This is a genomic window from Microbulbifer sp. MLAF003, from assembly GCF_030012965.1.
In the GTDB taxonomy this organism is placed as follows: Bacteria; Pseudomonadota; Gammaproteobacteria; order Pseudomonadales; family Cellvibrionaceae; genus Microbulbifer; species Microbulbifer variabilis.
Genome location: NZ_CP120232.1, coordinates 1,609,494 through 1,622,065 on the forward strand (window position 1 = coordinate 1,609,494; position 12,572 = coordinate 1,622,065).

Consider the following 12,572-nt stretch of genomic DNA (forward strand, 5'->3'; position numbering starts at 1 on the left):
ATTTGAACTGATGAAAAAAAGAAAAAGTATTGTTCTGATTGGTATGCCTGGTGCAGGCAAGAGCACCCTGGGTGTGTTGCTGGCAAAGGAGTTGGCTCTGGATTTTGTCGATACCGATGTACTGATCCAAGCCAGGGAGGGGAAAACCCTGCAGGAGATCATGGCAGAAAGCGACTATTTGAATTTGAGGGCTATTGAGGGAGAAGTGATCGAGGCTGCCCATCTGCCCAGCCATGTCATTGCTACGGGTGGCAGCGCTGTCTATAGCGGCGAAGGTATGGCCAATTTAAAAGAACTCGGCACAATCGTGTTCTTGGAGTGCTCTGCTGAAGAGTTGCGCCGCCGTATTCACAATTATGAAAGTCGCGGGATTGCCAAGGCTCCGGGGCAGACTTTTGAAGCCCTATTTACTGAACGCCAAGCTCTGTACCGGGAATATGCGGACATTACGGTAGACTGCGACGGTCTGACCATGCAGCAGGCTTTGGATCAGTTGTTAAGTCAACTGCCACGACAACCCTAAAGCGGCGGTTGAGCCCCTTGATTGTTGGGGCTCTGACTTATATCTTTCCTCAGAGGGGAAGCTGGGTAGTGTACTTCACTTGCTTTAAGGCAAAAGTAGAGTTCACCGAGGCCACGTTGGGCAGGTGCACCAGAGAGCGCTTTAGAAGTTGCTCATAATGCTCCACGCTGTCCACGACAACACGTAGAACATAGTCTTTGTCACCACTGGTTGAATAACACTCTACAACTTCCTGGACATCCTGGACCGCAGACTCAAAATTGTTCAGGGATTCTTCGTCATGGTTGTGGATAGTGACATAGCAGTATACTGTCACTCCCAGGTCTAACTTGCGGGGGTCCAGCAGGGTTACCCGGCCACGGATAATCCCTTCCGCCTCCAGCCTTTTGATCCGGCGCCAGCAGGGAGTGTGGGAGAGGCCGACTTTGTCTCCTAGCTCCGCCATGGAATAATCGGCGTTCTCCTGCAGCGCTCGCAGAATCTTACGGTCAAAATCATCCAGGTCTGTCGAACGCTTCATAAAGACTCCTATCCTATAAAAATTTGATCGATCGAGATTTTCATCACAAATTTACGCACATTTACGTAAATAAAGCAATGCTCTGTTGCGCTTAACGAACTAGTATGACCTGACCAATCCGTCTCAGGGCGGATGCTTTTTGTGATTGCCCGCCAAAGGATTCTGTGGGCCCATCACGAACCCGGCATCCGACTGCTGATACGAGGCGATTCGGAAGAATAATGACTTAAAACTCGAACCGAGTTTCGAGAAGAATAAACGACCGGAAGTTAGGTGTATGACTGATAACGTAACCAGTCCCCAGCGCGCGGCGGACAACCAGGTAAAGAAGCAAGTATCCCTGGACGATCGCTATACCACCCTTAAAGGCCGTGTGCTTCTCTCTGGCATCCAGGCGTTGGTGCGCCTGCCGATCGACCAGATGCGTATGGATCAATCCCGCGGTCTCAATACCGCGACTTTTATCTCTGGTTACCGCGGATCACCGCTGGGTGGCTATGATTTGCAGCTTTCTCGCGCCAAAAAACTACTGGGGCAGCACAATATTCGTTTCCAGCCGGGCGTCAATGAAGAGCTGGCTGCGACTGCGGTATGGGGTTCCCAGCAAGTGGGTCTGTTTGAAGGCGCTGAGGTAGATGGCGTCTGTGGCATTTGGTATGGAAAGACACCGGGTGTGGACCGCTCCTGTGATGCTTTCCGCCATGCGAATGCTGCAGGGTCCTCTCCAAAGGGTGGAGCCCTGATTGTGGCCGGCGACGACCACGGCTGTAAGTCATCTTCATACCCGGGCCAATCTGAATTTGCTTTTGTAGATATGCATATTCCAGTGCTTAACCCCGCCACTGTGCAGGAGGTACTGGATTATGGTCATTATGGCTTGGAGTTGTCCCGCTTCAGTGGCTGCTGGGTAGCGATGATCACTCTGGCGGAAAATATGGACAGTTCTGCCACGGTAGAAGTGGGCTCGCAGCGTGTGCAGTTCACCTATCCGGAAATCGAGCGCCCCGAGGGGGGTTAAACATTCGCAAACAGGATAACCCCCTGGAGCAGGAGGAGCGCCTGTGGCGTTATAAGCGTCCGGCAGCGTTGGCTTTTGCCCGTGCCAATAATCTGAACAAAGTTGTGCTGGAAAATCCCGAGGCCAGTCTCGGCATCGTCACTACCGGCAAGGCCCATCTTGACCTGATGCAGGCTTTTGAGGATATGGGGATTGATGAAGGCCAGGCTAAGCAGCTTGGAATTCGGATTCTCAAGGTGGGTATGACTTACCCGCTGGATGTACCTGGCATTCAGGAATTTGCTCGAGGCCTGGATACCCTGCTAGTGCTGGAGGAGAAGCGCAGCTTGATGGAAGTGCAGCTAAAAGAGGAGCTGTATAACGTCCACGTTAAAGACCCTAGTTTCCCGCGTATTCTCGGTAAGGTGGATGAGCATGACCAGCCACTGATGCCCGCTTACGGTGAGCTTTCACCGGCGATTGTTGCCCAGGTTTTGGGCTTTGTGTTGGGTGACGACAAGTTGGGTGAGCGTGGTCGCTATCGCCTGATGCGCCTCAATGCCCTTTCCCAGCGGATTTCCCAGCAGGCGGGCTCCAGTGTTTCACGCTTGCCCATGTTCTGCGCCGGTTGCCCCCATAACCGCTCAACAAAAGTGCCTGAAGGTAGCCGTGCTCTCGCGGGAATTGGCTGTCACTATATGGCCCAGTGGCTCGATAGGGAGACTTTTACCTTTACTCAGATGGGCGCTGAGGGCGTCAACTGGGTAGGCCAGGCGCCTTTTACCAGTGAAAAGCACGTATTCGTGAACTTGGGTGATGGCACTTATTTTCACTCAGGAATCTTGGCCATTCGGGCGTCTGTCGCAGCCAAGGTGAATATCACCTACAAAATTCTGTTTAACGATGCTGTCGCTATGACAGGTGGCCAGCCCCATGACGGAGAGCTGGCACCGGATATGATCTGTCGCCAGGTATTGGCTGAGGGGGTGCAGAAAGTTGTACTGGTGATGGATAACCCGGATAAATATAAGGGTGCTCTATCTTTCCCTGCCGAGGTGGAGATCCGCCATCGCGATTATATGCCGGCGGTTATGGAAGAGCTTCGCGAAGTTGAAGGTTGTACAGTAATTATCTACGACCAAACCTGCGCTACTGAGCTGCGCCGCAAGCGCAAACGCGGCCTGTTACCCCAGGCAGAGGGGCGCCCGTTTATCAATGAGCTGGTGTGTGAAGGCTGTGGTGACTGCGTGCAGCAATCCAGCTGTATCGCGGTAGAAAAAGTTGCTACTGCCCTGGGGGATAAGCGCCGGGTAAACCAGACTGGTTGCAATCAGGACCTCTCCTGCATCAATGGTTTTTGCCCATCGTTTGTTACTGTGAAAGGTGGGCGCCTGGCCAAAGGTGCCGGGGTTGGCGATGTGTTACGCACTGAGGCGGATAAATTATCTGCACCGCAACTACCCGCCCTGGGTGAGCCGTTTAACTTCCTGGTAACCGGTGTAGGTGGAACCGGAGTGGTTACTATCGGTGCTTTGCTGGCAATGGCAGCCCACATTGAAGGTAAGGCCTGCAGTACCCTGGATCAGACTGGCCTTGCGCAAAAGGGCGGGGCGGTTTATTCCCATATCCGCTTTGCTGCAAAGCCTGACGCGTTGCAGGCTGTTCGTATTTCTGATGGTCGAGCAGACGCGCTGATGGCTTGTGACCTGATTGCCGCAGGCAACCTCGCAGCCTGTCTGGCTAAGCTGGATGAAACCCATAGTCGGGCAGTGGTAAATACCCATCTGAGTCCAACCGCTGCTACTGTTTTGGGTCGTGAAGATGCACACTCGCCTCAGGCTGTATTAGACACCTTGAGTAATGCTGTTTGTGAGTTGGAGTCTGTAGAGGCGCATAGGCTCACCAAGTTGGCACTGGGGGATACCCTGGCCGCAAATATCTTTATGTTGGGTTTTGCCTGGCAAAAAGGGTTATTGCCGCTTTCTCAGGAGTCGTTGTTACAGGCTATTGAGCTGAATGGTGTTGCAGTTGAGGGCAACCTGCAGGGCTTTGCCGCTGGTCGCCTTGCCGCTGCTGATTCCAAAACCTTAAACAAGCTACTGGCTCACGACCAAGTCCCTGTTGCTTTACCGCAGGGGTTGGAAGAAGTGGTTGCTCACCGGGTAAAGCATCTCACTGGTTACCAGAATACTGAACTGGCGCAGCGCTACCAAAACCTGGTGGATAAGGTGAAGGCAGCGGAAGTTCTTAAAGTGCCGGGCAATCTCAAGCTTGCAGAGATTGTCGCGCGTAATTACGCCAAACTCTTGGCCTATAAAGATGAATACGAGGTGGCGCGCTTATATACCGATGGCCGTTTTACTCAATCCCTGCAGGAGAATTTCAGCGGCGAAATTGAGTTGGAGTTCAACTTGGCCCCGCCCCTGCTGGCGCGTTTTGACAAGGTATTGGGGCGCCCACGCAAAATGAAGTTTGGCGGATGGATGTTTAAAGCCTTCGGTGTCCTGGCCAGATTAAAATTCCTGCGTGGTACCGTATTGGATGTGTTTGGTTACACTGCCGAGCGCAGAATGGAGCGTGCCTTAATTAGCGAATATGAGGAGTTGGTCGATAAGGTAATGGGTGAGCTGAATGCACAGAACCACGCCGCAGCTATTGATTTACTCAACTATCCAGAGGAAATTCGAGGCTATGGCCACGTGAAAGAGGCCAATCTGGAGAAAGCCAGGCAGCAGCGTGATGTGGCTCTCACTCGCTTCGAAAATCCGGTGCGCGATATCAAACGGGCCTCTGAAGTGGAGGTATTTGATCCTGCTAATGCCCAGCAGGTTGGTTAATTAATAATTCTCATTGGGCGGTTTGACGGCTTGCCGTTGAGCCTCCCTCGTTGATAATTACCAAAATCCCTGCATGCGAACAGCAAACTGTCGGGTTTGATCTCCAGTAAAGCGGTTATTTCCTAGAGTCACATTTAACATGAATCGTACTTTGGGATTGAAATAGTAATTAAACCCAAAGACAAAATTTCGAACCGTCATATCGGGAATGTCGCGATTTTCAATTGTGTCGTAGCGGGCCGTCACTTCGAAAGCCCCAGCTGGAGGCTGGGGCTTAATTGACTTAAAAAGCCCCTTTTTATAGTTATAGGGTTTGTGCTGCCCGGTTACTGCCCAGCTTCCAGTGATATACCAAGTATGGACACTTTGGTCACCGATAAAACAACCAGTAAGTGGGTCGCAAAAGAAGTTGGGTGGGGCACCAAAAAACTTTTCGAAAGTGAACTCGGAGAGGAAAAAGTCACCGGAGAATCTGCCAATAGCATACTCCGATTGAGCAAAAAAAGGGCCATAAGTACCAGCCAGTTCCAGGCCCAGTATCAGTACATCACCTTCTGGCTTCCCAAGATAAAACTCCTCATCGCCAAATTCCCCAAAGAATAAAGCGTTTCCGCCTGGGCTCAATGCGACTAATTGCTCTGGGCCGCGGCGGCCGGCATATTCGACTAGGGCCCTCCGAGGAGGAGTGTCTTGATTGGCATCTTCATAACTAAGCGAGGCACCCAGATGCAATGTACTTTTATAGTCATCAATCGGAGCCCAGGTAAACCTGGTTGTGGCGCCAACACCTGAATTGCGGGGGTCGCCAGGATTGCGCAAATTTATCAAATCAAAGCCAAAAGTATGGCAGCACCAATAGGTATTCCAGCCGATGCCCTGCTGCCTGCCTCGGTTGTCATAGATGCCGGCAGCGGTAGCAAAGGCGCGTTCCATCATGGTGATTTCATTGGAGGACGTAAGCTCATTAATGGAACGGTTCGGTTTGTAGTTTCCTATTCGGAGCCTTCCATCGAAGACTTCGGTCGCCAAATAAACATCTCTAAGCCCAGCGGTACCGCTAGTGGCAAAGTCCCGTTCGAGCTTATATTCCCATTCCCATAGCTTTCCTTTCATTGCCAGGCGTACCCGACGGAAATCTGTGGTATTTACCGGTTCTTCAAAGTCGTCAATGAGAATGAGGTCTTCATAGTAGCTATCATCTTTATCAAAGAGGTAGGTGTCAAAATGGATGCGACCTCCAAGTTCCGCAGAAAAGTTCCCGTCGTCGGAGACAATTTTGAGCCCCCTTTCGATTCGGCTTTGTCTGCCAAAGCAGGGGGCGATAGAAAAGCAAAGGCTAAGGCGCAATATAGGCCATAGCATTTCATATGACGCTCCGTATCAAAGCGGTACTTAGCGACCGCGGCGTGTTGTTGCAGTTTAGCAAGTGTGCATGGAGCAGTTGTAAGGGAGTCTTAGGTTTTCTCTGTATGTCCCCCGCGCGCGATGGAGCAACGATGATTGCTGTTAATAGTTGTTGGACTGTCGGGAAATGCGGGAAGAAGATTGCCGCCTAAAAGAAACCGGCGGCAAGGTTATTGGGAGGGAGTATCGTCTCGTACTACCAAATAGCTCGACTATTATCCGGTGGGGGCTATATCCGGTCCAGCTTGTATCCGTCCTCTTTGAGCAGCTCCACGATGCTGCCCCCCAACTAGGTGTCCTGCTCCAACAATAACAAACAGGGATGAATGGTTTGGCGCTTTTAAGCTGATTCGCTTCGCCATATTTTCATTGCGCTTGAAAAACAGCGTATCGTAAAGCGGTTTGTATTCCGGGTTTTCATTGAGTCCGTCAAGAATAATTAGGTGGTGGAGAGTTTTCTCATCGCCGTCCTTCCAAGCCTTGGTGAGCTTGGGGAGGAAGCTGGATATATCTTCCAGCTGCTCAAGGGTTTGTTGTAACAGAAGAGCTGGGTTGTCCAGGCCATTTAACAGTTGGAACTGCTGTAAAACCCCTTCGAGTTCAACGACCGGTTTGTCATCTTTCTTGGCTTTTTGCAGAAAATGGCGATCTATACCCAGTTCGGGATTGAGGCCATGGGCCTGCATTTCGACCATACTCATGGAAATCATGGCAATTGCAGGGCGCTGGCGAATAAACATAGCCTCCGGCATATTGTGCTTTTGTATCCACTTCTGTAGCTGTTTGTACGTTTCCGGGGGAGGTCGTCACGTAGATTACGTTCACCCTGGTAGACTGATTCCATCATGATTTTCTGCTGTAGCAGCATATTGCCTTCCGCAGCGAGAATATCGGCTTCTACTGCAATGGCATCGCTCTCGGCATAGGCGCGCTCAATTTGGGGGCGCATGGGGTAGAAGTCTTCTGTAGCTAAGTGGATTGAGCCCAGCAGATAGATAGTCTGGTTCTCTTTGGTGGCCTTCCAGAAGATACCTTGGTCAGTTTCTGCGGCATTTACTAAACCGACAAATAATATGAGAGCGAGAGCTATCGACTGTGATAAGTAACGATGAATCATTGCTGGTCCCTGATCTTGTTTAAGCGAAAGAATAGTAACACCCTGGAGTAGGCGCTGATACTGGAGGTGACGGCAAAGATAAACTGGCCATATGTGTAGGTTTTCCCGTTGGCATGTGCGGAATTTACTGGGAAACTAAATCAGTGAGAGTCAAAATAGTGACTTTGTTCCATTTTCGCGGTAAACATTTTGAGAATTGTACAAGTTTGGCCTGAGTTAGAGCCTGGAGATGCAGGGAAGGCCGCATTGGACTTTATACAAGCGTTGAGCCAACAGGGGCATGAGCCTGTTGTGATCTCGGCAGGTGGGGCGCTGGTTGCTCGTCTCAAGCTACATGGTATCCAGCATATTCAACTGCCTTTGAATAAAAAGCCCCTCTGGTCACAACCCCTTGTACGGCGTCTTACTAATATTTTGGCCGGGCTACAAGCAGATATCATTCATGTGCATGGACGGTTAGCCGCTTTATTGACTTCGCGGGCTTGGCGGCGTATGGATGATGTAAATCGTCCAGGTTTGGTAACCCATGTCGATAGCAATCGTGCACCCAGTCGCCGAGATGCTGGTGTGATTGCCGGGGAGCGGGTTATCGCCACATCCCTTGGAGTGGCTAATCAATTACAGGCGCACTACGGAAAGAAGATGGTCTCGCCGGCCAGTGTTATTCCTTGGGGAGTTAGCGCTAAGGAATTTGATCGTAGCAAACCCATTTCAGGGCAATGGCATTTGCGTCTTCTTAATAATTATCCTCAGCTGGAGGAAAAAACTGGTGGCTGTATTCGGGGGATTTATCCCTGGAAGGAGAGTTAGGCTTTTTTCTACAGGGACTCGCTTATTCAGTGCGAGGTCGTGAGGATATAATGGGCTTGGTTATTGGCAAGCAACAAAAGGATGATTTGCGTTATATCCGCAAGCTGGAGTTATATGCCCAAGAACTGGGTTTAGAAGGGCGCGTGCTGTTCCTTGGGGCTCGCCAGGACATGCGCGAGCTGTATGCCTCTTCCCAGGTGTTAGTTAGTCTTGCTCGCCCGTATGAGCCATGCGGCAGGAATGCTATGGCAGCGCTTGCAATGGGATGTCCAGTGATTGCTTATAAGGATACGTGTGCGGGGGAAGTGTTGGCCCATTGTTTTCCGGAGGGAATCGTAGAGCGCAAAAATGTAGAAGCTTTATCTGAAGCTGCTTTAGCCTTAACCGATCGTTTAGTAAAAATTGAATTTCACAGTTTTTATAATGAGGATTTAGTTAAACAAACTGTAAACCTTTACCATGAATTACTGGATAGGCCTTGATAATCTATTTTTGGCCTGACTAAAAATTGAAGTGCCCATTTAGAGATGCGAAGTCGAAGCCGGGGTTGGGTGTATTGGTCCTGGCATTGGAGAAGTGGCTATAGCGTAAAGATAGTGTATGGCCACCTGAGAAGCGATAGCCCAAAGCAAAATGCAGTGCGAAGTTTAATTTTGTGCTCATTCTGATACTGCCAAAATGATCGTTACTTAAATAGGATGCGCCTACACCAGCTTCTCCAAATCCGCCGCGAGGTTCATTGCGTGGGTACCAGCGCAGTAGAGGCTTTAATTCAAATATATTTTGTTGCTGGCTTTCGTCGCGATATTTTATTCGCATGTGGGAATAACTACCTTGCCCCCACCATTCCCAAAAATTGTTGTCGAGATTGGATGATGCGAGCAGGTAGGAATAGCTGAAGCCTGCCATTTCTGCGGCTGAGATGGAGTGCACTTGCATCAGCTCACTGCCCAGCCCCTTTCCTGCGCTAGCAATAAATTCTGACTCAGCAAAAGTGAAAGGGGAAATTAAGAGTCCATAAATAAAAAAAGGTGCGTAATTTTTAAGGGTATTACCGCACATACATGAAACCACTGGCTTACGCATAACTTCCGATGTTAACTAATTGAGCTTTATTAAGACTAGAGGGAAAGATGGCGATGGCAAGTTTCAATGATGAGGCTTGCCACCGGCTTCTTCCTTTTTTCAGCGCCATTGCCGCTTCAGTTGTCGAAGTGCGTCGGAATGCAGTTGTCTGGCCCTTTCCTGACTTAATCCCAGTTGTTCGCCGATGACTCGAAATGAGCAGTCTCTATCGGATACCAGCCCATAGCGAAGATTTAAAACAGTTCTCTGTCTGGCAGGTAGTCGCGCGACAGCTTCACGCAATCGCTCGGCCAACTCCTGGTTGGTTACCAGCTCGTCGGTATTGTAGAGTTCGTCGGCTGGCGCGTAGTCGAGTCGCGTGCTGCTTTGGTCATCGGCAACAGGGTCATCTAACGAGCCGGTGGGCCCAGGCAGCTTTAGTAGGCTTTGGATACGCTCCAGGTCCAAACCGGTTTGCGTAGCGAGATTTTCATCGGATGCGGGAAGCCCTTGGGCACGGACTTCACCTATCGCCCTGTAGATCGCTCTCAGATCATCCTGGACATTTGCAGGTTGGCGAACCAGGTCCTCATTTCGGCGCAGGGCCAGCTGGATTTCCTGTTGAATCCACCAATAGGCATAGGTGGAAAAGCGATAACCCATTTGTGGCTTAAAGCGCTCTATGGCTTTCATCAGACCGACATTGCCTTCCTGGATAAGGTCGATAAAAGGAACCGATGGGTTGCGAAAACGCTTGGCAATGGCGATTACCAGGCGCAGATTGCACTGGATCAGCTTTTTGCGCTGTTTTTGGAAGCGCTTTAGCACGCCGTTGAGTCTACTGCGCTCTCTGCGTGGTAGGTGATCGAGGACTAATAGGGCTTCTGTGCGCTCTATGATCAGCCCATGATCATAGGCCCCTGTACTTCCCCGTTGCTCTACACCTTCACTGCGCAATTGCACTAGCTCGGTGCCGTATTGCTGTAGGATGACAATTAGTTTGTCTTCCAGATCTCTGAGCATGCATGTGGTACTGTGTTCCTCCTCAGGAGTTAGCAGCTCGAGTCGATAAAGGTGCTTTAAGTAGCTTTGCATGGGGGTTGTGCCACTCTCAGAGAGTGGCTCCCCAACAGAATGAATCTCTTCGATATCGGGCCCGGCATCAGTGGCCTGGTCGCGATCATCTGCATTGGAGCAGGAATCGGAGAGGGCGTTGTCTGTATCCTTCAGCCAGTCTTCATCCCTTGAGTAGAAATTTTCTCGGGACAAGTGCTCAAACCTTCTGTTGACTGCGTGAACGATATGTACTGGTTGGTCTCTCCAGGCAGCCTGTGGCGCCCATTTCACCTTAACCATAGATGAAAGTTGATTATTGCGCCTTCCTTTCGATGACTAGAAGGTTCTAATTGTCAGGCTTCTTTGAGGTTGGAAGGGCAGCTGATAGGGTCTGTTACTGCCCTTTAGACAAGAAAGGTTGTTATTTAACCCGCTTTACTCGCATTTTGCGACCGCCGTCTGCTTGTTTCATAAAGAAAGAGCCGAGCATGGCACGCTCTACAGTGACTAGATCGCCAGCCCCCCAAAATATGCGTGCACTTCCGCTTTGCTTCCAGATCTGGCCATTGTCTAGCGTAATAATTTTTTTACCATAAGAGTCATCTTGAATTTTGGCGATTTTGGCTTCGATGTACTCTGGAACTTGAAGGGTCGCTTTATGTTCTTGGCCAAAGCTTTGTTTTGCTTGCTGTTCCAAGGAGCCACTGAGGCTATCGAAGCAAGCCAATCGATCTTCATCTACTGCTATTGCAGAACAGGTTTCCAGCTGTTTTGTCAAGGAGTTAGCATACGCTATTGGGGTCAATAAAATTAAAGCGAGAGAACAAAGAACCGCTTTCATAATCTTTATTTCATATTATTGCCTAGTGTTAGCGTTATTCTGCCCGACCCAGCAGGGCTGGACAATGAAATTTGTGCGATATTTCACGCTTTTGCCTGAATCTGCGTGGAAAAATAGCCTCATTCTTAAGTCTGATTGATCTATTGGCTAAATCTGACTTGGTATCCAGGGGGCATATCAACTAAATCCTGGGTATTAATTTATCAATTGGAAAAATTTTATAAATTAAAGCTATCCAGGATTGGAAAATGAAAAGTCTAGTAACTCCAGCAGTCTTGTTTGCCCTTGTGGCCACCTATTTTTGTTATGAGGGCATGCGACTTTCAGTTTCGGGGGCGGCATTAGCGGTAGCGACGGAGTTGGTAGCAGGTCAGTCACTCGAGGGTGGAGCTCAGCAAAATCTCTTCGACAGCAGTGGTAAGGTAGATAAAAAAGCAGAGATTTTCGAGGGTAATGAAATGATGGAGTTTGAAGGGGATATTTTTGCAGATGCCCCTGAGCATGGTGGTACAGAGCGGGATAGCGATCTGGACAAGAAGTCTCCAGGGCAGCGGAAGGGCTAATTAATTTCTTGATTTATGACATAAAAAAACCGAGCTATGCCCGGTTTTTCCAGTTAGCAATATTATCGTTTTTGTGCACTGAAGTGCTTACCACTCTGGCCTAGGCTGTCATCCCCCATCAAGTAGAGATAAGTGGGCATTATTTCTTCGGGAGCTACCACAGACTGGGGGTTTTCGGCTGGATATGCAGTGGCGCGCATAGATGTACGTGTGGCGCCGGGATTTAGGCTATTTACCCGTATATTTGATACGCCATCCAATTCATCGGCGAGAACCTGCATTAGCCCTTCGGTAGCAAATTTTGATACTGAGTAGGCGCCCCAGTAGGCTCTCCCTTTTAAACCAACACTTGAGCTGGTGAATACAATCGACCCAGCTTTAGATTTTTCCAGTAGTGGTAGCAGGGCTTTAGTGAGACCAAATGTTGCATTGATATTTACTTGCATGACCTGCTGCCAGGTGGCGAAGTTGTAGTTGGCTAGTGGTGTTCGTTGGCCGAGGAGACTCGCATTGTGTAGCAGCCCGTCCAGTCGACCAAACTCTTGATCAATTGCTTCGGCAAGGTTTTCGAAATTCTCGATCCGGGCCTCATTCAAGTCGAGCGGAAATATTGCTGGTTGAGGACCGCCAGCCGCTTCAATCTCGTCATATACCATTTCCAGTTTTGCTGTGGTTCGCCCCAGCAAAACTACAGTGGCTCCGTGTGAGGCGAAAGTTTTTGCGGCAGTTTTTCCGATGCCGTCACCAGCACCAGTAATGAGTATTATTTTATCTTTGAGCAGGTTGGTGGGCGCAACATAGTCGCCGGCAAATTCTGACATGAAAAATCCTGATGCTAT

Annotated in this window: 12 protein-coding genes and 1 pseudogene; 6 read left to right on the forward strand and 7 right to left on the reverse strand. The window is 49.8% G+C overall.

The annotated features are described in order from the left end of the window. Positions 1 to 10 precede the first annotated feature (10 nt). Complete coding sequence (locus P3339_RS07745) at positions 11 to 523, forward strand: shikimate kinase (RefSeq protein ID WP_282952931.1); 513 nt, start codon at positions 11 to 13, stop codon at positions 521 to 523. 49 nt (positions 524 to 572) lie between these two features. Here the strand turns inward: P3339_RS07745 and P3339_RS07750 are convergent, their stop codons facing one another. Further along, positions 573 to 1,043, reverse strand: a complete 471-nt coding sequence (locus tag P3339_RS07750; protein ID WP_020413378.1) for an Lrp/AsnC family transcriptional regulator — start codon at positions 1,041 to 1,043, stop codon at positions 573 to 575. Between the two features lie 277 nt (positions 1,044 to 1,320). Between P3339_RS07750 and P3339_RS07755 the strand changes: the two genes are divergently transcribed. Then, positions 1,321 to 2,061, forward strand: coding sequence for a hypothetical protein (locus tag P3339_RS07755; protein ID WP_282952932.1), 741 nt, complete (start codon positions 1,321 to 1,323; stop codon positions 2,059 to 2,061). A 23-nt stretch (positions 2,062 to 2,084) separates the two neighbouring features. After that, positions 2,085 to 4,877 carry an indolepyruvate ferredoxin oxidoreductase family protein gene (locus tag P3339_RS07760; protein WP_282953565.1) on the forward strand — a complete coding sequence of 931 codons (2,793 nt, stop codon included), beginning with the start codon at positions 2,085 to 2,087 and terminating at the stop codon, positions 4,875 to 4,877. Between the two features lie 57 nt (positions 4,878 to 4,934). Here the strand turns inward: P3339_RS07760 and P3339_RS07765 are convergent, their stop codons facing one another. Both P3339_RS07765 and P3339_RS23385 read right to left on the reverse strand, forming a co-directional pair. Further along, on the reverse strand, positions 4,935 to 6,239 hold the full coding sequence (locus P3339_RS07765; RefSeq protein ID WP_282952933.1) for an OprO/OprP family phosphate-selective porin: 1,305 nt from the start codon (positions 6,237 to 6,239) through the stop codon (positions 4,935 to 4,937). 257 nt (positions 6,240 to 6,496) lie between these two features. Further along, a pseudogene (locus tag P3339_RS23385) lies at positions 6,497 to 7,398 on the reverse strand (TraB/GumN family protein). Between the two features lie 189 nt (positions 7,399 to 7,587). On the opposite strand from P3339_RS23385, the gene P3339_RS07780 reads away from it, so the two are divergent. Continuing rightward, complete coding sequence (locus P3339_RS07780) at positions 7,588 to 8,208, forward strand: glycosyltransferase (RefSeq protein WP_282952936.1); 621 nt, start codon at positions 7,588 to 7,590, stop codon at positions 8,206 to 8,208. Continuing rightward, entirely contained in the window at positions 8,193 to 8,690 is a 498-nt protein-coding gene (locus P3339_RS07785; RefSeq protein WP_282953566.1) for a glycosyltransferase, read from the forward strand. Before P3339_RS07780 ends, P3339_RS07785 begins: the two co-directional genes overlap by 16 nt. Before the next feature lie 19 nt (positions 8,691 to 8,709). Here P3339_RS07785 and P3339_RS07790 read toward each other — a convergent pair whose 3' ends face one another. From P3339_RS07790 to P3339_RS07800, 3 genes are all read right to left on the reverse strand, one after another. Next, the gene (locus tag P3339_RS07790; RefSeq protein WP_157533489.1) at positions 8,710 to 9,294 is read right to left on the reverse strand and encodes an acyloxyacyl hydrolase; all 585 of its coding nucleotides are present in this window, start codon (positions 9,292 to 9,294) and stop codon (positions 8,710 to 8,712) included. Between the two features lie 99 nt (positions 9,295 to 9,393). Next, entirely contained in the window at positions 9,394 to 10,542 is a 1,149-nt protein-coding gene (locus P3339_RS07795) for a sigma-70 family RNA polymerase sigma factor (protein WP_040628847.1), read from the reverse strand. 208 nt (positions 10,543 to 10,750) lie between these two features. Then, positions 10,751 to 11,170, reverse strand: a complete 420-nt coding sequence (locus tag P3339_RS07800) for a hypothetical protein (RefSeq protein ID WP_282952937.1) — start codon at positions 11,168 to 11,170, stop codon at positions 10,751 to 10,753. A 248-nt stretch (positions 11,171 to 11,418) separates the two neighbouring features. Here P3339_RS07800 and P3339_RS07805 point away from each other — a divergent pair, with 248 nt between their 5' ends. Then, positions 11,419 to 11,733: a hypothetical protein gene (locus tag P3339_RS07805; RefSeq protein WP_020413370.1), complete on the forward strand. Its 315-nt coding sequence runs from the start codon at positions 11,419 to 11,421 to the stop codon at positions 11,731 to 11,733. A gap of 62 nt (positions 11,734 to 11,795) precedes the next feature. On the opposite strand, the gene P3339_RS07810 is transcribed toward P3339_RS07805, so the two are convergent. Then, the gene (locus tag P3339_RS07810) at positions 11,796 to 12,554 is read right to left on the reverse strand and encodes a YciK family oxidoreductase (RefSeq protein WP_282952938.1); all 759 of its coding nucleotides are present in this window, start codon (positions 12,552 to 12,554) and stop codon (positions 11,796 to 11,798) included. Positions 12,555 to 12,572: the final 18 nt, after the last annotated feature.